This is a genomic window from Pseudomonas putida (genome assembly GCF_030159595.1).
GTDB classification, from domain to species: Bacteria; Pseudomonadota; Gammaproteobacteria; order Pseudomonadales; family Pseudomonadaceae; genus Aquipseudomonas; species Aquipseudomonas putida_AC.
The window spans coordinates 790,952-812,152 of record NZ_BSKJ01000001.1; the positions used below are offsets into that span (position 1 = coordinate 790,952).

Below are 21,201 nucleotides of genomic sequence, written 5' to 3' on the forward strand. Positions count from 1 at the left end.
TTGCTGGCTGGGAGCGGGAGCCATCCCTGGGTCTTGGGCAAGCCAGTGCTTGCCTTGGTTACTCAGGCCTTGGACTTGGGCCTGAAGATGGTCAGCACATAACTGACCATCTTGCGTGAAATGATCGATGGTGGATCGAGCAGGGCGGCCTTGCCCATGCGTACCACGAACATCGCATAGCGCCCGGAGAAGCCATGCATGAAACCAGACAACATATGCGCATTGGCAACCGCCTTGCGCTTCCAGCCCAGGATAGACGGCGACAGCCCGCTGGTCTGGTAGAGGCTGTTGATGACGCGCAACGGCTCATCGGAGCGTTCGGCGTTGCACGGGTTGTAAGTGGTCGAGCCGGAGTGGATGCGGAAGTCCGCCAGCGGTTCGGCTACCCGGGTGAAGGGCCCGTACTGGCAAAGGCGCAGGAAAAAGTCCATGTCCGGGATGTTTCGCAGGCCAGTGTTCCAGCCGCCAACCTTGTCCCACACCGAGCGGCGGAACAATGCCCCGGGGCCTGGCAGGCACTGGAAGTTGGCGATCAGTAGGCGCTCTTCGTAATCGGGTGTCTGCACCGTGCGTACAAGCTTGGAGTCTTCGTCGATGACGCAGAAGTCCGGGTAGGCCAGCACAGCCTCGGGTGCCTTGGCCATGGCCGCGACGATGGCCTCCACGGCACGCGGGTGCAAGCGGTCGTCGGCGCTGAGGTAGCCCAGCAGCTCGCCGCTGCTCTGCTGCCAGCCAAAGTTCATTGCGGCACTCTGCCCGGCGTTGGTTTGGCGGAAACGAATGAAGTTGCCCGGGTGTTGCTCCAGCAGTGCCGGTGTGTCGTCGCTGGAGCCATCGTCGACGACGATCAGTTCCACGTTCGTGTAGGTCTGTTGCAGCACGCTGTCGATCGCATCCAGCACATAGCGCCCGGTATTGTAGGTAGGGATGACGATCGAAACCTTGGGCATTATGTTGCTAGCGACCATGAGATACCTTTCGACGGTAATAGAAGCGCACGAACCTGCGCAATGAAGAGTAATTCGCGGTGGTGCTGAGGTTGAATATGCGGTTTACGCAGTAGATTTGCGCCAGCGACTGGCACACCCCGCCGAGGCTGTATACCACGGCCAAACCGATGATTCCATACAACCCCATAGCCAGTAGCCCGGCGGCAATCATGCAAACCCCGCTGACCACCGAAATACGCATGGCCACATGTTGTTTCTGCAACATCATCAGGACGAAGCCGGCAGGGCCAGCATAAGTTTGCGCCAGTTGCGAAACCCCGAGGATGGCAAAAATATAGTACGCATTGGCGTATTCGCTGGACCACACATGGGCCAGCAGGAACTGGCCACACAGTATGAACAGCAGGTAGCCCGTCAGGCCGAGTACAGTCGCTGCGCCGGCACCCACCCCCATGACGCGCTGCAGGTAGCGCTTCTTGCCCCGCACCCAGATGCGCCCGATGGAAGGGGCCACCACGGTATTGATGACCGCCAGTGGTATCAGTACCAAGGCTGCCAGGCGCGAAGCCAGGCCATAAATGGCCAGCCCGGCCGCATCGCCAAACCAGGCAATGATCCACAGGTCGGCTTGCGACATGACGAACAGCACCACTGTGGTGGTAAGGTTGGGGCGGGTTTCGCGCAGCAGCGTGGCATAGCCGATGCTGGTGGTTGGCGGGTCCTGGCGCTGCGCCCGGTACCAGCGGCGCAGGCTCCAGGCGCCGAGCAGGGTGGTGCAGCCGGCCCCGATCACGCCGGCCAGGATCAGGGTGTCGAGATCGATGTGCAGCTCGCCGCGCCAGGCGAGGATCACCGTTGCCGCACTGGCCAGGCTGGCCCCGGTGGTCAGGAAGCTGGCCTGCACGAAGTGGCCCAGAGCCCGGTGCTGCTCGGACAGGATGGTGCTCAACGCCGCCAGGATCATGCTTAGCGACACCAGCGGGGCGATACCGTGCAGCAGCCGCAGCAGGTCGGCCCCTTCGTAACGCGACAGCACCTGCATGAAAACGTTGAAACCGATGGCCAGGGCAATGGTCGACAGCACTGCCAGCAACAAGGAGCGGCGCAGCACTTGTTTGACCTGCCCGCCGTCGCGGTGCCCCTGCGCCGTGGAAATACAGGCCGGTGCCGTGATGCTCAGGCCTAGCTGGCCCAGAGTCGCTAGCGCTGCAATCAGCGATTGGGCCAGAAAGAACAGCCCCACCGAAGTTTGTGGCATGGTCAGGGGGATGATGATGCCCGTCAGGGCGCCGGTGCCCAACAGCAGGAAGCGGCCAAATATGGCGGCGATACTTGCGGCAATGGGGGAGGAGAGCGCGTTGGTGACTTTCCCTGTGGACATGAGTTCTTATAGGTACCTGGAGGGGAGGAGGGATTCTGTTTTGTTTTGCATAGGCTGTCCATGCTCTGCATGCATCGACATCGCGGCCTTTTGATATCGGTCAGCGATATGAACGGGGATGTTGACAGCCGATTTGTGGTTTTGCTCCGGATTCATTAGGGTCGTGTGTAATCACGCTGTTCAAACCTGTGCAATAAGCTATTGTGTGGGCGTCTCAGAGCCAATTTTGTGAGAAATTTCTGTAAGTTGCGTGTGCGCCTTCTGTTTTCATGCGATCTGTCCGATAGTTAATAATCAATAAACCAAGAAAAGCGATCAGGTGAGAATGAGAGTAATTTTGACGGGTGCGTCCGGCTTTGTCGGGGGGGCTGTACTGAAAGCGCTCAGTCGCAACGCAAACGTTGAAACAGTCGTACCTTTGCGTTCACCTTTGCGCCACATGCCTGCTGGCGTGGTCAGTTACCCGATTGGCGACCTCACCGATGACCAGAGCACACAGTTGCTCGCCCACCGGCCCGACGTGGTGGTGCACTGCGCTTCACGCGTGCACATCATGATGGACACTGCCGCCGACCCGCTGGCTGAGTTTCGCCGGATCAACGTCGACGGCACCCTGGCCTTCGCCCGTGCCGCCAGTGCGGCGGGTGCCCGCCGTTTCGTGTTTGTCAGCTCGATCAAGGTCAATGGTGAACAGACTCGTCCTGGCCATGCTTACCGTGCCGATGACACGCCGCATCCAGTCGACCCTTATGGCATCTCCAAGCATGAAGCAGAGCAGGGCTTGCTGGCGCTGGGTGCGCAAACCGGCATGGAGATCGTCATCATCCGCCCGGTGCTGGTGTATGGCCCAGGTGTGAAGGCCAACTTCCTCAGCATGATGCGCTGGCTGGACCGTGGCGTGCCGTTGCCATTCGGTGCCATTCACAACCGCCGCAGCCTGGTGGCGCTGGACAACCTGGTGGACTTGGTGCTGACCTGTATCGAGCACCCGGCGGCGGCCAACCAGGTGTTTCTGGTCAGTGATGGCGAAGACCTGTCCACCACACAACTGTTGGCGCGCATGGCCAACGCGTTGGGCAAGCCCGCGCGCCTGCTGCCGGTGCCGGCCTGGCTCCTGAGCAGTGGCGCCAAGGCGTTAGGCAAAGGCGCCCTGTCCCAGCGGCTGTGCGGCTCGTTGCAGGTGGACATCGGCAAAACGCGTGAACTGCTAGGCTGGCAACCCCCGGTGCAGGTGGACGCGGCCCTTTTGGCTGCTGCCAGGCACTATCAGGAAAACAACGACCAATGATGCTTTTGTGGGCTTTACCTGCCGTACTGCTGCTGTCTTTGCTGATGACCGCTGGCCTGCGTCGCTACGCGTTGGCGCGAAGTGTCATCGACGTGCCCAATGCGCGTAGCTCGCACACCGTACCGACACCGCGCGGAGGCGGAGTCGCCATCGTGCTGACGTTTCTGTTGGCCATTGCAGGCCTCATGCTCAGCGGAGCAGGGGACAGTCGCGCGCTGGTGGCGTTGGGCGGTGGCGGTGCGCTGATCGCCATCATTGGTTTCATGGACGACCATGGTCACATCCCGGCTCGCTGGCGCCTGCTGGGGCATTTCATCGCGGCTGCGTGGATGCTGGCGTGGATGGGCGGCCTGCCGCCGCTGACGCTGTTCGGCTGGCAAGTGGACCTGGGCTGGTTGGGGGGCGTGCTCGCCGCCGTGTACCTGGTGTGGTTGCTGAACCTGTATAACTTCATGGACGGTATCGACGGCATTGCCAGCATCGAGGCTATCACTGTGTGCCTGGGCGCAGCCTCGCTATACTCATTGGCGGGGCTGGGCAGCCACGCGGTGCTGCCCATGCTGCTGGCCGCCGCAGTGGCCGGGTTCCTGTTCTGGAACTTCCCTCCGGCCAAGATTTTCATGGGTGACGCCGGCAGTGGTTTCCTCGGCATCGTCCTCGGCGGCCTGTCGCTGCAGGCCGCCTGGGTGGCGCCAGAGATGCTCTGGTGCTGGTTGATCCTGCTCGGCGTGTTCATTGTCGACGCAACCTACACCTTGGTGCGCCGCCTGCTTCGTGGTGACAAGGTATACGAGGCCCACCGCAGCCATGCCTATCAGTTCGCCTCGCGCAAATTCGGCAAGCACTTGCCGGTGACATTGGCGGTTGCCGGACTGAATCTGTGCTGGCTGCTGCCGATAGCCTTTTGCGTTGCGCGGCTGGGCCTGGATGGCGCAGTGGGCGTGGTGCTGGCCTATATCCCGCTGGTGCTGCTGGCAGTGCGCTTTCGCGCGGGCGAAATTGAAGATTGACACTAAGGTAATGTGAGCGAGTCGATGTCAGGGAATTTCTGGAAACGTCTCAGAGGAGCGATGGATAAGGTGCGCGCTAAACTGCTTGCTCTACCTCGTAGGCACAAACGCTTGCTGCAGGTGTTGACCGACGTCGTGCTGATCTGGGTCGCACTGTGGCTTGCATTCGTGGTGCGCCTTGGCATCGACGACCTGGCCAACCCCATCCGCGACCACGGTTGGCTGTTCCTCACCGCGCCGGTGGTAGGCATCCCCCTGTTCATCCGCTTTGGCCTGTACCGGGCGGTCATGCGTTATTTCGGCACCGACGCACTGATTGCCATCACCAAGGCCGTTACGCTGTCTGCGCTTATCCTCGGCTTCATCATCTATTGGGCCAGCAACCACCAGAACGTGGTGCCACGTTCCATCACCTTCAACTACTGGTGGCTGAGCCTGATCATGATTGGCGGCCTGCGCCTGGCCATGCGCCAATACTTCCTTGGCGACTGGTTTGCTGCGGCGGTGCAGCATGTACCCTTTACGGGTACAGGCCGTGGCGACGGTTTGCCGCGGGTGGCTATCTACGGCGCCGGCGGCGCGGGCAACCAGCTGGTTGCTGCCCTGCGGTCCGACCGAGCGCTGCGCCCGGTGGCCTTCATCGATGACGATCCCAGCATCACCGACCGGGTAATTGCCGGCCTGCAGGTTTACCGCCCCGACCAACTGCAAGACATGATCGACGCCACCGGCGCCCAGGAAATCCTGTTGGCCATACCGTCCTCCACCCGCACTCGCCGCCGCGAGATTCTCAACTTCCTCGAAGGCTACCCACTGCATGTGCGCAGTATCCCCAGCTTCATGGACCTGGCCAGCGGCAAGGTGAAGGTGGACGACATCCAGGAAGTGGACATTGCCGACCTGCTGGGCCGCGATGCGGTGCCTGCGCAATCCGACCTGCTGGAGCGCTGCATTGTCGAACAGACCGTGATGGTGACGGGTGCCGGCGGCTCGATCGGCTCGGAACTGTGCCGGCAGATTCTGGGCCAGTCGCCAAAAACGCTGCTGCTGTTCGATCACAGCGAATTCAACCTCTACAGCATTCTCTCCGAGCTGGAGCAGCGCATTGCGCGTGAATCGCTGTCGGTGTGCCTGGTGCCGATCCTGGGTTCGGTACGCAATCAGCAGCAACTGTTCGACATCATGAAGACCTGGCGGGTCGATACCGTCTACCACGCCGCCGCCTACAAGCATGTGCCGATGGTGGAGCACAACATCACCGAAGGTCTGATGAACAACGTCATCGGCACCCTGCACACCGCCCAGGCCGCGCTGCAGGCCGGGGTTGCCAACTTCGTGCTGATTTCCACCGACAAGGCCGTGCGGCCGACCAACGTGATGGGCAGCACCAAACGCCTGGCCGAAATGACCCTGCAAGCCCTTAGCCGCGAAGTGGCGCCGGTACTGTTCGGCGACAGCGGCAACGTTTCCCAGGTCAACAAGACGCGCTTCACCATGGTGCGCTTCGGCAACGTGCTGGGGTCGTCGGGCTCGGTGATTCCACTGTTCCATAAACAGATCAAGGCAGGCGGCCCTCTGACCGTCACCCATCCGAAGATCACCCGCTACTTCATGACCATTCCCGAGGCCGCGCAGCTGGTGATTCAGGCTGGCTCCATGGGCAAGGGGGGTGATGTGTTTGTGCTGGACATGGGCGAGCCGGTAAAAATCGTGGAGCTGGCCGAGAAGATGATTCACCTGTCTGGTTTCAGCGTGCGCTCCGAGCGTAACCCGATGGGTGACATCGCCATCCAGTTTACCGGGCTACGGCCAGGGGAAAAGTTGTATGAGGAACTGCTGATCGGCGACAACGTGATTGCCACGCGTCACCCGATGATCATGAGTGCCAACGAGGATCTCCTGGCCTGGGACACGCTCAAAGAGTCCCTGCGGCAACTGATGGCGGCAGCGGCGGCTGATGATTTTGTGCGGGTACGTCAGCTGCTGCGCGAGACGGTGAGCGGTTATTCGCCGGAAGGCGAGATCGTTGACTGGATTTACCAGCAACGGCGTCTGGAGCCCTGACCTGCCGAGATACCTCATCGAACTGGCAGGGCCTAGTGGGAGCGCATGCTCAATGCATCCCACTCGCGGCCTTCCCGTTCCTCTATCCCTCCTTGAATGTCACATTGACATCGTCTTCGCTCTCGAATCTACCGCCGACAGGCTAGAATCCTGAAAGTGGAAGCGCACATAACGACAGCGGAAGCAGACAACAATGACCATTCTGGTAACCGGCGGTGCAGGATTTATTGGCGCAAACTTCGTTCTGGACTGGTTGGGCGGCTGCGATGAATCCGTGGTCAACCTCGATAAACTCACCTACGCAGGCAACCTGCAAACCCTGAGCAGCCTGCAAGGCAACAAGCGCCACATTTTTGTGCACGGCGACATAGCGGATGGCCGGCTGGTCGAAGAGCTGCTGAAAACGCATCAGCCCCGCGCCATCGTCAATTTCGCCGCCGAGTCCCACGTCGACCGCTCGATCCACGGCCCGCAAGCCTTTATCGAAACCAACGTGGTCGGTACCTTCCAGCTGCTGGAAGCCGTGCGCGCCTATTGGAGCAGCCTGGATGAGTCCGCGCGCCAGGCGTTCCGCTTCCTGCATGTGTCCACGGACGAAGTGTACGGCTCGCTGGCCGCCGACGAACCGGCCTTTACTGAAACCCACCAATACCAGCCCAATAGCCCGTATTCGGCCAGCAAGGCCGCCAGCGACCACCTGGTGCGTTCCTACCACCACACCTACGGCCTGCCGGTGCTCACCACCAACTGCTCGAACAACTACGGCCCGTATCACTTCCCGGAAAAGCTCATCCCACTGATGATCGTCAACGCCCTGGCTGGCAAGCCACTGCCGGTATACGGTGACGGCCAACAGATTCGCGACTGGTTGTACGTCAAGGACCACTGCAGCGCCATCCGCCGTGTGCTGGAGGCCGGCACCACCGGTGAGGTTTACAACGTGGGCGGCTGGAACGAAAAACCGAACCTGGAAATCGTCAACCGCGTGTGTGCCTTGCTGGATGAACTGCGCCCCCGCGCCGACGGCAAGCCCTACGCCGAGCAGATCAGCTATGTGACCGACCGCCCCGGGCACGACCGCCGCTATGCCATCGACGCCCGCAAGCTGGAGCGTGAGCTGGGCTGGAAACCCGCAGAAACCTTCGAAACCGGCATTCGCAAAACCGTTGCCTGGTACCTCGAAAACCAGGAGTGGGTGCAGAACGTGCAGTCGGGTAGTTACCTGAAGTGGGTTGAAAAAAACTACGCAGGGCGCTCGGCATGAGGGTTCTGCTACTGGGCAAGGATGGCCAGGTAGGGTGGGAGCTGCAACGCAGCCTGGCCCCGCTTGGGCAGGTGCTGGCACTGAACCGCCGCAGCCAGGTGCACTGCGGTGACCTGGCCAACCTGCCAGGCCTGGCCGAAACCGTGCGCGCCTATGCCCCCGATGTGATCGTCAACGCCGCCGCCTACACCGCCGTGGACAAGGCCGAAAGCGACCGCGAGCAAGCCTTCAAGGTAAACGCCGAAGCCGTCGGCGTGCTCGCCCACGCTGCCGCCGACTGCGGCGCATTGTTGGTGCATTACTCCACCGACTATGTCTTCCCCGGGCAGGGCTGCCAGCCCTGGCGCGAAGACGATAACGTCGGCCCGCTGAACACCTACGGCGCAAGCAAACTGGCTGGCGAACAAGCCATCCAGGCCGCCAGCTGCCAGTACCTGATCTTGCGCACCAGCTGGGTGTACGCCGCCCGCGGCAACAACTTTGCCAAGACCATGCTGCGCCTCGCTGCCGAACGCGACAGCCTGGGTGTGATCGACGACCAGCACGGTGCCCCCACCGGCGCGGAACTGATCGCCGACATCACTGCCCACGCCATTACCGCTACCCGTCGCAACCCGGCGCTGGCCGGCCTGTATCACCTGGCGGCCGCTGGCGAAACCACCTGGTGCGGTTACGCCCGCTTCGTGCTGGAGCAGGCGGCGGCAAAAGGCGTGGCGTTGAAAGCCCAGGCCGAGCAGGTCAGTCCCTTGACCTCCGACGCCTACCCGACCCCGGCCACGCGGCCGGCCAACTCGCGTCTTGATACCAACAAACTGCAAAAGGCTTTTGCCCTGACCCTGCCGGACTGGCGCCAGGGAGTGGCCCGCATGCTCACGGAAATTTACGAGAAATGACCACCATGAACCGTAAAGGCATCATTCTGGCGGGCGGGTCGGGTACCCGCCTGCACCCGGCGACCCTGGCAATTTCCAAGCAGCTGCTGCCGGTGTACGACAAACCGATGATCTACTACCCGCTGACTACCCTGATGTTGGCGGGCATCCAGGACATCCTGATCATCTCCACCCCACAAGACACCCCACGCTTCGAGCAACTGCTGGGTGACGGCCACCGCTGGGGCATCAACATCACCTACGCCGTGCAGGCATCCCCCGATGGCCTGGCCCAGGCCTTTCTGATTGGTGAGGACTTCATCGGCAACGACCCCACCGCGCTGGTATTGGGCGACAACATCTATTACGGCCACGACTTCCAGCAGCTGCTGCGCAGCGCCATGGACCGCCGCGGCAACGCCAGCGTCTTTGCCTACCATGTACAAGACCCTGAACGTTACGGCGTGGTCGAGTTCGACGGGCAGGGCAATGCCATCAGCCTGGAAGAAAAACCGGCTAAACCCAAGTCCAACTATGCTGTGACCGGGTTGTATTTCTACGACAACGACGTGATCGAGATTGCCAAAGGCATTCGGCCTTCCGCGCGCGGTGAGCTGGAAATTACCGATGTGAACCGCACCTACCTGGAGCAGCACCGACTGTCGGTGGAGATCATGGGACGTGGGTATGCCTGGCTGGATACCGGGACACATGACTCGTTGCTGGAAGCCAGCGGGTATATCGCCACGATTGAGCGACGGCAGGGGTTGAAGGTGGCTTGCCCGGAAGAAGTGGCGTACAGACAGGGGTGGATTGGGGCGGAGGCGTTGTTGAAGCTGGCGGAGCCGTTGGCCAAGAATGGGTATGGGCAGTATTTGAAGCGGTTGGTGGGGGATAGGGTTTATTGAAACAGGCCCGTAACCCTAATATATGCGACTCTGTGAAGGTGACGATGAAGTATGAGCGTGCATACACGCCTTCATCGTCTGCTCTTTGTCTGATCTGGTACTTATTGGCTGCTGCAGGAGCGATTCGCCCGTATGGCCTGATAACCAAGGTTCTGTCCGGTTTTTTCAAACGTCAGCGCCTTAGGGTTCGAGCTCTCCTGATATCCAAAGTCGTCCATGCCGGTTGCTGGACGCCTTTTTCGGAGTGTCCCTAACGCTCAGTGGTGAGTGCCACTTATATGCCGTCGATACAATGGTCAATGGTTACTCGCTTAGAGATTTAGAGCGCTTACGCTGCATTGGCAAGAATATTTTTCACCTGAAGAGTCCTGATAGAAAGCTATTACCGTTAGCTCTCCAAGCGTGTCAGGAATAGGGAAGCACGCATTCGGTAGTGCTTCATACCAACGGACGTCATGTCGATCGCCGTCGACTAGTAAATAGAACGCAAATTCGCCGCTCTCGTGTATGCTTCCATTCATTACCAATGAGCACTGCGCGAAGATACCATGCTCAGATTTGTATGCAGCGACAGTGATGGTTGCACCTTCAGAAATAAGTAGCGATTTCTCCGGTGCAGGACCTTCACGCAACAGGCCCTTGGTGCTGTTTTCAGATGTTATCGAAATTAACTGTGCGAGAGCGTCTTTGTAGTATTGCTTGCAATAGTGGAAGGGGGAGACACCCCAGTGGTGATGTTCATCTGATGTTAAAGTCTGTGGCGAGAAATGTAAGAACTGATGCTTGTGGAGCTTCTTTGCCAGTTCATTGTACATCCAGTCCAGCTCTTGGTTGGCCTTTTCAATGGTCGCTAAAGAAACTGGGAAATTTGTATCGCTTGCATTTTCAAAACATGAAGCCCAATAGACTTTGTTAATGATCAGGCGGTCAAGCTTATTGTGCTGACTTAGGACTGCAAGAAACTTGTGCATTCCTTGAATCCACAGGTCTCGGCGCTCAGGTGAGCCGGATTTAATTAATTGGAAGCCTTTGGCGCTGCTGTCATTTAATAGACCGCTCTCAGCGAGTTCGTTAGAGTTCGTAATGAGATGTCCGGAGGGCAGGGCTACAAGATCAAACCTCTCATCGATTAGGTCTATTAGTATTAAGTCGGCATCCTGAAATGCTGTAGGCTGCGTGAGGATTTGCTTAGAAAAATCATATGCAACCATGCGCCGTCTGAATGCAGAAGGTATGCGGTTAAGTGCTTCTTCATTTTCGTATGAAGCGCTGCATAGCGAAGCCATTGAAGATCTTGCAAAGTAATCTGTTAACTTAAATGATTGGCTTTCCTCTAGATTGAATATGTCTCTAGATACGCAGCTGCCGTAAATAGTTAAGTTTTTGATCACTGTCTTCTTCAGCCTTTTTCTTGCTTCACATAAAAGGGTGTGGGTCCTGTTCCATCAGGTCTTTCAGTTTGCTCTGTGCCCAACGTGTAGGGCAGCATGGCAGTAACCAAAATGTCACGCAGCGGTAGCAGAATTTCATTATCCATAGGTGGCTTAGGAATGCAACGCGGGCCCTGCGACAACCTGACGATTTTTCTGGTTGGACAGTAGAAATCAGAAAATATCGGATCCAATTGACGTAGGTGTTGAACGATATTTGAACCATTCGGTATGAAAATTGTCGGTTCGCGCGATGCTGCCCACAATTATCGTCAGCGGGGCGTTAGCGCAGGTAAAATGTGTGAAGTCTGTCACATTGATAGCGGCTTTGTGGTGTGAGGGTTGCTCAAGGAAATTTATGGTTAAATAAAGAGGAGAGAGTGGTTCCAATAGTCTAACTGTTAAGTAAGGATGTTGACGTTGAATTGGGGTATCGTCATTTGTGCTTCTGGTAAGGCGTAGTAATCGAAGTCGCATTTTCATTGTGCTAAATGTGTATTTGTCTCTGTGTTGAGTGAGCTATTGGTTTTGGGTGCGGTTCAATCCGTTGTCTTCATTTAATTCGTCAGTGTACTTTGCACGATAAGTCGATCTCATCTTCTCGCAATGCTTTCAGCTGCTGCTGAATTTGATGTGTGAGAGTCTGCTGTGCGGTCGCATCATTCATTGCGATGAAACCCGCGTGCAGATGTTGAAAGCGCTTGCCCGCGGGCCCGGTAACCGATTTTGGATATTGGGACAAACTTGAGGCGCCGCTGACGGCGCCCTGGTTTCGCTAGGGAAACGCCGAATAAGTTTCCCTGAACCCGGAATAACCAACGTCCCGACGGCACAATCGTTGCGTCGGCCATACCTGTTCCATCTTGGCCAGGAAACGCTTACCGCGGGTCTGCTTGCGCTCACCGGCGTACTCGAAATCGGAAAAGCTCATCTGACTCATGGGTAAGGCTTGTACGGGGCTGGTTGAATGGGGGGCATTTTCAGCACAGGTCAGGCGACCTGTAATGACTTGATCGGAGAATCCCTAGGTGCGCCGCCCCACTCCAGTCATTTCTCTTCGCCCGGCAGCAGCAAACGGCCACGCACTACACGATCAGAACGCAAGCTGCATTGCGTTGTGTGATCATTTTTTCTATAAAATGGATCACACAGAAACTCAAAGTCATCCAGGAAGGAAAATGAAGAGAATCAAAAAGGTGCAAGCAGAGTTCATTGACGGGAAGATAAAATGCTTAATTCTGCTAAATGAAGGCTTAGAGAATGCCCAGTTTGCATACTATATTTTGAGGAATGATGAGAGGATTCATACTTCCTGGTATTCACCAAGTCCATCATTTGACTTTGACGTCGAAAATTTTACAGGCGATTATCAAGTTGTAGGCTTTTTGAGAGTCGAAAAAGAGATCGTCGAGGTTGAAAAGTCTAATCGGGTTCTCATGGATTTATATGAATCCAATCACAATGAGATTCCACGGAAAAATCTACAAGATTTAACAGCTGAGTTTAGCGCTTCATTTTCTCAGTCTTTCATTAGAATTCCGCAAGATTTTGATCCTATAGTCAATCAAAACTTCAACGAAAGCGGTTTTCTACGCTTCGCTCTGGCTAAATATTGCGAAAAAATTGAACTCGGAGAGTTGACGCGGATCGATTGGAGGCGAAAATTTAAGAATAGCAATAATTCCAATGTCATGTGGCTGCTATCCCTTAACTTCGCAGGCTGCTTGTTGTCAACTTTTGAAGTGAGTAGTAAGCCAGTTTTTCTTTCGATGGCAACTCAAAGCATTGAAAGTTTCTTGCGGTTTGTAACTGTGCCAGAAAATAGGGTGTATGTTGAATCGATTCCGTCTGGCGATCACTCGGCAGCCACCCGCGTTAAGGTGCTTATTAAATACCTGCAAGTCACGCATGGCGCTGGGATAGAATGCGAAGACATGCGTTTTCAAGTTTTTTGTGAACTTTACCGATGTTTGGAGTGGCTCTCTTCTGATGATAACTTCCATGAAAATAATCACGGGCTCATGTGCAACATAGCACTTGCCGCTGCAAGTCATTGCTTCTCTTTGTCCAGTGACTTAAGGAAAAAATATTATGACATCGCCGCGTCAAGAACCTTAAAGCTTGCAGCGAAAGCTTTTTGTAAAGACGGATTATGTAATGAAAACACCATAGGTTACCATAATTACAATCTCCAGCTTTATCAGATCTTTTGCAGTTTACTTGATGCAGAGGAATTGATATCACCTGAGTTTTCAAATTTAAGAAATATCACAAATCGCGCCGAAATTGCGTTGCGCCATTGCGTGCGCCAAGACGGCAGTGTTCCCCCCATAGGGGATTCTCCTGTATTTTTTTTGAAAAAATCATCTATCAACCAGTCAATTTTTTTCCCAGACTCTGGATTTGCAGTTGTTAAGAACGATGATTTCTATCTTTCCTTGCAGTGCGGGTCTAGGGCAGAAGTCCATAAACAGATGGACGACGCCAGCATTACGTTAAGGTATAAAGGTGTAGATGTTCTAATTGATGCGGGCTCTTACTCTTACGATAGAGAGGCTGGTTTTGGTAGGTATGTTGAGTCAGCGACTGGACACACAGGTGTATATCCATTAGCTTTCGATCACCTTCGTCGAAGAGAAATTATCAAGACCTTCGGCCGGGTTCTGGGGGCGATTGATCATTTTTGCGAGACTGATTCAGGCTTTGAGCTGAAGTGCCACTACGCCACGCAGGATGGCACTGTTTTAGCGGCTAGAAACATAATAGTCTGTTGGCCCGATGAAATTTGGATAAACGACATTATTAAAATAGATACAACGTTATCCTCTTGGAGGCTTTCGGAGGCCAAAGTCCAAAGATTTCTTTTTGGACCTGATGTCATGATCAGTCAATGCGGCCCGGAAACTTTCACTCTCCACGGAGGCGGCATCAGTGGACGTTTGTTTTCGCTCAACTCCGTCGGTGGTCGACTAATCTTCGGTCAGACCGAGCCCGACATCCGTGGGTGGCATTCCATTAAGTTTGGAGAGACTCGTGAAAATGCTTGTCTAGAATTTATTTCCACCGAACCTGTCGCTAGTTTCACTGTCGCCTTGAAGTTGTCGGAGGGAGCAACAATGAGCCAGCTTTCTCGGCATGCATTCGAGCGCCTTTCAACTGATCGCATGTAAGGTGAATAGCCTCTGGTTTCGTAGACACCTCCAGGTCTCATAATGAGGCCCAAATAGGAGGTGTCATGAGTCGTGAGCGTTTCCCCAAAGAATTCAAGATCGAAGCGATCAAGCAAGTGACCGAGAAAGGGAATCCTGTCGCCGATGTTGCCCAGCGCCTAGGTATGTCCGCTCACAACCTCTACGCCTGGATCAAGCTCTACAGCAACCCCCAAGAGCAGCAGACGATGACCAGCAAGCCGAGCAGGATGGCTGTACCTGGCGGTAGTGCTGAGCTTTCGATTCGACGTCTTTCGACGTTTGGAGCTCGGCTCGGATTCGCGGTGTCGTTCGGGCTGAGCCATGGATACGTCCTTCCAAAATGCATCCTCCTCGTGAGGTGTCAAGGATGCATCATGACTCTCTGGAACTGAACACCTAAGCCTCGCTGGTCCGGTTGCGCAGCTGCTGCGCTGTCTGCGGCAGTCGCTCTCATACCAAACGCAAGATGTTCATGGTATGCCACACCACTATGGGGTCTGGCTCTCAGTGGAACTCAAAGCTGTCAGGGAGGGGGGGGCTTGGTGCTATAATCAACCGTATGCTTGTGCTCCAGTCAGTCTTTGTGTAGTTGATGAGCAGAACTCTGCGGTTTGGTAGGTTGTTGATGTTGCGATTTGGCTAGGTTATTTAGTTGTCAAGTATAAATCCTATAAGGTCGTTAGTAGTGGTCAAGAATTTATTAATTTATGGTAGCTGTGTTTCGAGAGATATTTTTAATCTGGAAGAAAGCTCCAGTTTCAAGATTTCAGATTATTTCGCTAGATCTTCGATGGCTTCCTTGTGTAGCGCACCTTACAGCAATACAGAGGCACTAGAGCGTATCCAGTCAGCTTTCCGGCGAAGGATGGTCGCCAATGATTTCTCCAAAGACTTGCTAGCTGCGGTTGATAAGCTAGCGTCTGCAGACTTGATTCTTATCGATTTGATTGATGAGCGATTTGATCTCGTAGCATTGCCTACAGGTGAAATGATTACTCATTCAAATGAGCTTGCTGAAAGCGGCTTGTTAGCTGAGGAGGGGGTTGCAGGGTATAAGGTTATACCACAAGGCAGTTTCGAACGCCGTGAGCTGTGGCTGCAAGGAATGCATAGGTTTCTCGGTTTGTTGAAGAGCCTTAACAAGCTTGACGCTGTGCTGGTCAATAAGGTGTATTGGGCATCGAGCTTTGAGTTTGATACTCAGTCTGTTTTCCCTGTGGGTCGTGGGGAAATCGATAAGGCTAACGAAGATCTTGAGTGGATGTATGGTGCCATGGAAAGGGTGCTTGATAGCAGTCAGTTTTTGAATTTTGATAAGGCCCTTTTGACAGCGGATGAATTCCATCGTTGGGGTGTGTCGCCATTTCATTATTGCGAAATGTATTACCGTGAAGCACTGGCTCAGATTGTAAAGAAATCTGAGAAAAATAGGGCTGTGCTATCCCCCGGTGTGGAACGTGCGCCGATAAAGCCTCCTCCGGTTTGTTCTGGGGTCGAGCTTAATGTGGCTGCACACATTGTTGATGATGAAATCTATGCGCACTGCTCTTTGAGTATGAATGATCAGGCGTGTGAGGGCGGTGATTTTGCATTTTATCTCTTGGTTGATGGCGTTCGTCATGCCGCGCGATGGTATGAAAAGTCACCGAATGCTCGCTTTGCTATCCCTGATCATCCTGGGAAGTTGGAAGTTGCCGCATTTTATAAGGATGAGTTTGATGAAAAGTTATGTTCTAAAGAGAATATAACGTTGGCGTCTTCTTCTTGAAAGGTGCTGCAGGTTGTTCACAGCATGTAGTTATTGCTCTTGATAGTGATCAGTACCAAATCATCTCAGCAGTGTGCCCGATGTTTTGCACTGGCGTACGCCTAAAGGATTTTTAGTCGTAATTAATTTATTTCGGACGTACAGTCAAGTAGACGTGTTGTGGCGCTGCCTCTGTTGCGACGTTGGTAATGACGAAAAGGTCAATAAGTAATCGGTGGCCACATCCTCATTTGCTCAGGAAACCGCTCAAGCAAAAGAGGATGTTGTGTAGTGCGTCCGGCTATGTGGCGACGAGCTATATTTTTTGCTCGTCGAGGTTTTGTGCATGTTTTAACACATCCGGAATGAGGTTCAGCGCCGCCTGGTAATCGCGTCGATTGATATGTCTTTCAAAAGAGAACATATAAGAAGCAAGTATGGTGCCGTCACTGCTTAGGCTCTGTGCGTCAGTTCTGGTACCTTGAGCTTCTCGGGTATACTCAATAAGTTTCGAGTGGGCGGTAAGAGGCCAATATGTACCTGCGGGCTCTAGAAGCCAGTTTCCCCAATGGAGAACTGATAGCTCTCCAGTCTCCTTCTTGAGCAAAGAATCAGTGCTGAGGTCAAGAGCAATAAGCTGCCTCGGAAGTTTGCTGAGGTGTAGTTTTATACTGCCAAGGCTGTCTGCCAGTTGTTCTATGTTTTTCTGGTCGTCTGCGGTCACGGCATAGAGTTTTAGGCTTTCCAGCATCTCGATGTTTAGGCGAGACTCTAAATAGCTTTTGGAACGCTCGTATTTATTGAGAAGAGACTTGGGTGGCGTCAGCTTCATCAAGTCCCCGAGAAGCGTCAAGGCGCCTTGATTATACTCCCTGCCGGTCATCTTGCATTCTTTAGACCACTCAAAGATATGATAAGTCACATTCTGTAATTTCCCAGTCTCTCTAAGAGGTGGACAGGGCAAATCTTTGAATTGAGCGATTAGTGCGCTCTCTTGAGTGGCAGGGTAAGTTCGGCTCTCATCAAAAAGTTTGATAATGTAAGTTTTTAGTGTGCTCTCGGAGCTGCAGTTGACTTCATAGCAATATATGTCAGGTTGGCCTAACTGAAAGTTTTTAACGCCTTCGACAGTGAATGCAGTTTTGAAAAGAGGGGATAAGACCTGCGGAATCCAGCGCTCGCGCTGCTCTGGTGAGAAGAGAGAGTGAATTTCATCACTTTTTTGAGCGGTTTCCAGTAATAGTGGCTGGTTGTGGAAGAATAGTGCACTGACTCGCGAATGTTGCGATCTCAATAAAATCAGTTTGCTAGAAAAGCCCACGAGTCGCTGCAGGGCTTGCCTGATAAGTAGTAGTGATATTATCGCCATGAAAGCTGACGGTGGGGATAAGTAAAGAAAATCCCCGATTATTCCGAAAAATACAACTAAAAAAATAAATCCGGATATTGAGTTGAGCACTACCTGGTGGTGAATTGTTAGCGCGGCTCGTACTCTCGATGAGGTGCTGTATGCCAAGCAGGTCAATATATAAAAGACAGTGATGCTTGTGGCGATCAAGGAGAAAATTAGCGGGTAAATTGCGCATAAAATTGCGACTGATATTAAAAAGAACAGTAATTCTGAAAGTCCGCGCGTGAATTTTGAATATGCGTTGATTGCGATGGAGTCTTGGTTGTCGAAAAGAACAATTTTCTTTGTTCTGATTATAAGTAGGCGTGCGCCCCGTGCAGTAATTTTGGTGGCAGCTAATTCAAGTGTCAGGTGTGCTGCAAATGCCACCAGGGAGCTTAAACTCAACCAGATTACCACGGTGTCCTGAGCGTAAGCTTTCAGGAATTCAGGGAAGTAACTCGGGATGCCGCCAGAGCTGAGGACGATAATTGCTTTTAAAGGAAGAAAGAAGGCTAAAAGCAAAAGTAATTGGCTAAGTATGTAGATGAACTGCACTGATACGGTATGCAAGGGCGCTTTCCTCAGGAATTTTTTTCCTAAGGAATAAGACCAGCGCAAGCATTGGCTTAGCTCTGTATTAAGGTGTGCTTTCATAAGGATTGTTTAACAAATGACCGGTGTTTTGGCGCAGAATATATACGTCGATTTGAATGGCTCAAAAAATTCACTCTTGAGATCTCTTGTCACCAATTGAAGCTCCCCTTCTCAGTGCGGTGCCTGATAAGAAAAAATATTAAGTGTTTTGTGTGTGGTTTAGAAGTTCAGTCGCCATACTTGCCACAATGCACTTTCGCGAATATTTTTTTACAAAATCGCGCCGATCAGTTTTTTCAATATTCAAGCTTTCGAGTGCCGTAATTGCTGACTCTATATCGCAAGGGGGGAAAATGCTCATGTTTTTGATGTTGTCAGTTGCAAACTTCGCAGAGTAGCCGCTAAGCCCTCCAAGAATAGGTTTCTCGGTGGCGGCGTACTCAAACAATTTTGAAGGTATTACATTCTTCAGCGAGGGAAGATCATTGAGGTGCAAAAACAAAACGTCTGCCGTGTTGTAGTATGACAGCAAGTCAGTTCGTTTCATGGGTTCAATGAGGTCTACATTTGTAACGTTGTGCTGAAGCAGAGCAGTTTTCAGTTGCTTCATTGCACTGCCACTGCCGACTACGATAAATTTTGCTTTGTTGGAAAGTCTATTTGCCAATTTTGGCAAAATATGATGCAGACCTTGTCCCGCGCCTATGTTGCCTGCGTATAAAATACGGATCTGGCGTGAGGTGCGCTCTTCCATTGCGGCTGGGTTCTCAATGAATAGGTCATCAACGCCGTTTGTGTAAACAGTAAATGGTTTGTTCGGGTACTGTGATTTAAAGTAGTTGACGAACCCTGGAGAGGCTAAGTTGACTGAGTGTGATTGCTTCACTGTCCAACGCTCAATGTGGCGGAAGAACCATGCTGTGGGCGCTCCGATTGGATAAGGTAGCATATCTGGCAATATATCAGTCAGTAGGTCTCGAAAATCTAAATAAAGCGGTGCATTGACACGTTTGGCTACCCAGGCACCTAAGGTAGCGGTCATCATGCGTGAGGAGGTAGCAAAGATAAGATCATACTCATTCGATTTGACCGCTTTCAGTACACCTCGCGCATATTGGGCGAATAGATGGGCCTGGCCAAGGATTCCACCACCACGCGAAAAAACTGGAATTCGTTTGATCGTTAGCCCCTCGCGGCTTTCTATAGAGGAAGCACTCGGGGCATAATTATCGTATCTGCTCGGTTGTGTCGTCAGTACGGTTATCGTGATTTTTTCTGAGAATTTTGCAAAAGTGAATTGACTAATGCTTTCGTCCTGAATGAACCAGCAGAAAGATCAGGAGGATAGTAAAAACTCAGTATCAGGATGTTCACGTTCAGGCCGCTTCAAATTTGCCGTTAGAGGTGGCTTTTTTGTACATTTCTGCCAATAGGTTTTCCTGACTTTCCCAGCAGAGGTCCTTTGCAGCAATCATTGAGTTTTCGGCCAGCTTTGCGCGTAACTCAGGATCCTCGATGAGCCTGTTAAGGCAGTTCACGAGGTCGTCTTCGTTGCCTTCGGTAGCCAACAGTCCAATGCCATATTGATTTACTATCTTCCGGATTTCAGGGAAGTTAGTGGCTACTGATGGCACACCTGCGATGATGTACTCAAACAGTTTGTTGGAATCAGTGCTGAAATGATTGAAACAAGTGTTTTCTATTGGCTGCACAGCGATGTCGGCCGCTGCAGTGTATTTTGGAAGTTCGGACAGTGCTACCGTTGGAATGAAATGAACACGGTCCTGTAAACCAAGACTGTCACGCAAGTCGATAAGAGGCTGTGTTAAACGTCCCCCGCCAATAAGTACGACGTGAGCGTTTTTTAGGCGTGAAGTGCAACGCACTAATTTTTCCAAGCCTCTGCCGCTTTGAAGTCCGCCTTGGTAAAGGACCACTGGGCACGCTTCTGGTATGCCTAGCGCTTGATGAAGTAAGCGGCTTTTCTGGCTGGCCACATATCTGGGGCGGTTTTGAAGTACTGCTGGTCTCGCTATTTTATAAAGTCGAGCAAGGTATTTGGCTCGGGTTTCAGTTGTCGTAATGACCGCGGAAGCGCGAGGAATCAATAGTTTTTCAACGTGCGCAACGAGCCTTGAGAGTTTTCCGTAGCCTTCTCTGCTCGTGCTTATTTCGTGTGCATCATAAATGAGTTTGGCTTGGCTGATGATCGAGGCCAGCCAGGCAGTAGGCAGGGTGTTTACATCGTGGGAATGAACGACAGTCGGCCGAAAACGTATGATGTTGAGAAGCAGCATCAAATGAGTCCAGGCGCGACTGATCACCCTGAAAGCTGAGAGGTGGGCATTATTAGAGGCTTTTCCAGTTGAAGACGATGGTGTTTTGGAATCGAGTTGTTTCGATTTCCTCCAGCGCCACAAAGGCGACCTTTCTACCCGGCATACATCCAGGTTCTTTTGTAGGGTCTCTGTTTTCGCAGTTTTCCCTGGCGTATGCAGTGCGAAGACCCTAACGGCATAATCTGAGTTAGCAAGTGTTTGTGCTTCTTTTAATACTCGTGCGTCATTGACGAATTCATTCCACACAATCATTGCAACTTTTTTCACTGCTTTACCTGCTGTTCGATTATGCCCGCTAGGGTATTCAGGGCGTTATTCTGGTAAGACTCAGCTCTCGGTCCAGTAGATTTTCATTTTTGTCGTGTTGACGTTGTTGACGCTGGATTCTGTGTAAATTGCACCAATGGTGGCGTAGCCGGATTTCTTGTAGTGAACTTTGAACTGGGTTGGGCTATCTTCCATTACGGTGCGCTGGAAGCCTTGGCTCTTCAATTGACTGTAGATGGCGTTCTCAGCCACTTTGGCAAGCGTGTTGGCGTTGACTTCATAGTGCTTCATCTTACCGTTCGAGGTTTCTTTCTCGTACTCTTTGAGCACCTCGCCATTGGTATTCAGCTTTTCACCGGTCTGAAGAACGATAGCGTTGCTTTGAGCGCTTTGCGAGGAAGGCGCTTGGGCTGCTTTTTGTTCTTTCTCAGCTCCGCAGCCGAAAAGAGCCAGGGACATAAGAAGTGCTGCTGCGGTTTTGATGTTGGTTTTCATGGTCATGT

15 protein-coding genes and 1 pseudogene are annotated in these 21,201 nt (G+C 53.1%); 9 read left to right on the forward strand and 7 right to left on the reverse strand.

The window, feature by feature from the left end:
- Positions 1 to 62: 62 nt before the first annotated feature.
- The gene (locus QQL85_RS03645) at positions 63 to 968 is read right to left on the reverse strand and encodes a glycosyltransferase (protein WP_284355222.1); all 906 of its coding nucleotides are present in this window, start codon (positions 966 to 968) and stop codon (positions 63 to 65) included.
- Positions 958 to 2,331: a lipopolysaccharide biosynthesis protein gene (locus tag QQL85_RS03650; RefSeq protein ID WP_284355223.1), complete on the reverse strand. Its 1,374-nt coding sequence runs from the start codon at positions 2,329 to 2,331 to the stop codon at positions 958 to 960. Before QQL85_RS03650 ends, QQL85_RS03645 begins: the two co-directional genes overlap by 11 nt.
- 325 nt (positions 2,332 to 2,656) lie before the next feature.
- On the opposite strand from QQL85_RS03650, the gene QQL85_RS03655 reads away from it, so the two are divergent.
- From QQL85_RS03655 to rfbA, 6 genes are all read left to right on the forward strand, one after another.
- Positions 2,657 to 3,619: a UDP-glucose 4-epimerase family protein gene (locus QQL85_RS03655; RefSeq protein WP_434482145.1), complete on the forward strand. Its 963-nt coding sequence runs from the start codon at positions 2,657 to 2,659 to the stop codon at positions 3,617 to 3,619.
- Positions 3,616 to 4,629 carry an MraY family glycosyltransferase gene (locus QQL85_RS03660; RefSeq protein WP_284355225.1) on the forward strand — a complete coding sequence of 338 codons (1,014 nt, stop codon included), beginning with the start codon at positions 3,616 to 3,618 and terminating at the stop codon, positions 4,627 to 4,629. The genes QQL85_RS03655 and QQL85_RS03660 overlap by 4 nt, the downstream gene beginning before the upstream one ends.
- 60 nt (positions 4,630 to 4,689) lie before the next feature.
- The gene (locus QQL85_RS03665; RefSeq protein ID WP_284355226.1) at positions 4,690 to 6,693 is read left to right on the forward strand and encodes a polysaccharide biosynthesis protein; all 2,004 of its coding nucleotides are present in this window, start codon (positions 4,690 to 4,692) and stop codon (positions 6,691 to 6,693) included.
- Between the two features lie 193 nt (positions 6,694 to 6,886).
- Positions 6,887 to 7,957 (forward strand): dTDP-glucose 4,6-dehydratase, encoded by a 1,071-nt coding sequence (gene rfbB, locus QQL85_RS03670; protein ID WP_284355227.1) that lies wholly within the window; start codon positions 6,887 to 6,889, stop codon positions 7,955 to 7,957.
- Entirely contained in the window at positions 7,954 to 8,850 is an 897-nt protein-coding gene (gene rfbD, locus QQL85_RS03675; RefSeq protein ID WP_284355228.1) for a dTDP-4-dehydrorhamnose reductase, read from the forward strand. Before rfbB ends, rfbD begins: the two co-directional genes overlap by 4 nt.
- 5 nt (positions 8,851 to 8,855) lie before the next feature.
- Complete coding sequence (rfbA, locus tag QQL85_RS03680) at positions 8,856 to 9,737, forward strand: glucose-1-phosphate thymidylyltransferase RfbA (protein WP_284355317.1); 882 nt, start codon at positions 8,856 to 8,858, stop codon at positions 9,735 to 9,737.
- A 311-nt stretch (positions 9,738 to 10,048) separates the two neighbouring features.
- Here the strand turns inward: rfbA and QQL85_RS03685 are convergent, their stop codons facing one another.
- A complete protein-coding gene (locus QQL85_RS03685) occupies positions 10,049 to 11,128 on the reverse strand; it encodes a DUF6270 domain-containing protein (RefSeq protein WP_284355229.1) in 1,080 nt (359 codons plus the stop codon).
- Positions 11,129 to 12,195: 1,067 nt separating this feature from the next.
- Between QQL85_RS03685 and QQL85_RS03690 the strand changes: the two genes are divergently transcribed.
- The 3 genes and pseudogenes from QQL85_RS03690 to QQL85_RS03700 all read left to right on the forward strand — a co-directional run bounded on the left by QQL85_RS03690 (position 12,196) and on the right by QQL85_RS03700 (position 16,126).
- Complete coding sequence (locus QQL85_RS03690) at positions 12,196 to 14,337, forward strand: heparinase II/III domain-containing protein (RefSeq protein ID WP_284355230.1); 2,142 nt, start codon at positions 12,196 to 12,198, stop codon at positions 14,335 to 14,337.
- Between the two features lie 65 nt (positions 14,338 to 14,402).
- A pseudogene (locus QQL85_RS03695) lies at positions 14,403 to 14,561 on the forward strand (transposase); the annotation flags it as partial.
- A 482-nt stretch (positions 14,562 to 15,043) separates the two neighbouring features.
- A complete protein-coding gene (locus QQL85_RS03700) occupies positions 15,044 to 16,126 on the forward strand; it encodes a DUF6270 domain-containing protein (protein WP_284355231.1) in 1,083 nt (360 codons plus the stop codon).
- Between the two features lie 295 nt (positions 16,127 to 16,421).
- Here the strand turns inward: QQL85_RS03700 and QQL85_RS03705 are convergent, their stop codons facing one another.
- The 4 genes from QQL85_RS03705 to QQL85_RS03720 form a co-directional block, all read right to left on the reverse strand.
- The gene (locus tag QQL85_RS03705) at positions 16,422 to 18,068 is read right to left on the reverse strand and encodes a hypothetical protein (protein ID WP_284355232.1); all 1,647 of its coding nucleotides are present in this window, start codon (positions 18,066 to 18,068) and stop codon (positions 16,422 to 16,424) included.
- Positions 18,069 to 18,291: 223 nt separating this feature from the next.
- Positions 18,292 to 19,413, reverse strand: a complete 1,122-nt coding sequence (locus tag QQL85_RS03710) for a glycosyltransferase family 4 protein (RefSeq protein ID WP_349816496.1) — start codon at positions 19,411 to 19,413, stop codon at positions 18,292 to 18,294.
- A 55-nt stretch (positions 19,414 to 19,468) separates the two neighbouring features.
- Positions 19,469 to 20,698, reverse strand: coding sequence for a glycosyltransferase (locus tag QQL85_RS03715; RefSeq protein WP_284355233.1), 1,230 nt, complete (start codon positions 20,696 to 20,698; stop codon positions 19,469 to 19,471).
- Positions 20,699 to 20,758: 60 nt separating this feature from the next.
- Positions 20,759 to 21,199: a hypothetical protein gene (locus QQL85_RS03720; RefSeq protein ID WP_284355234.1), complete on the reverse strand. Its 441-nt coding sequence runs from the start codon at positions 21,197 to 21,199 to the stop codon at positions 20,759 to 20,761.
- Positions 21,200 to 21,201: the final 2 nt, after the last annotated feature.

Excerpts from the sequence above, each read along its gene's own strand:
- QQL85_RS03645 (WP_284355222.1), bottom strand. The coding sequence starts at position 968 with ATGGTCGCTAGCAACATAATGCCCAAGGTTTCGATCGTCATCCCTACC.
- QQL85_RS03650 (WP_284355223.1), bottom strand. The coding sequence starts at position 2,331 with ATGTCCACAGGGAAAGTCACCAACGCGCTCTCCTCCCCCATTGCCGCA.
- QQL85_RS03655 (WP_434482145.1), top strand. The coding sequence starts at position 2,657 with ATGAGAGTAATTTTGACGGGTGCGTCCGGCTTTGTCGGGGGGGCTGTA.
- QQL85_RS03660 (WP_284355225.1), top strand. The coding sequence starts at position 3,616 with ATGATGCTTTTGTGGGCTTTACCTGCCGTACTGCTGCTGTCTTTGCTG.
- QQL85_RS03665 (WP_284355226.1), top strand. The coding sequence starts at position 4,690 with ATGGATAAGGTGCGCGCTAAACTGCTTGCTCTACCTCGTAGGCACAAA.
- rfbB (WP_284355227.1), top strand. The coding sequence starts at position 6,887 with ATGACCATTCTGGTAACCGGCGGTGCAGGATTTATTGGCGCAAACTTC.
- rfbD (WP_284355228.1), top strand. The coding sequence starts at position 7,954 with ATGAGGGTTCTGCTACTGGGCAAGGATGGCCAGGTAGGGTGGGAGCTG.
- rfbA (WP_284355317.1), top strand. The coding sequence starts at position 8,856 with ATGAACCGTAAAGGCATCATTCTGGCGGGCGGGTCGGGTACCCGCCTG.
- QQL85_RS03720 (WP_284355234.1), bottom strand. The coding sequence starts at position 21,199 with ATGACCATGAAAACCAACATCAAAACCGCAGCAGCACTTCTTATGTCC.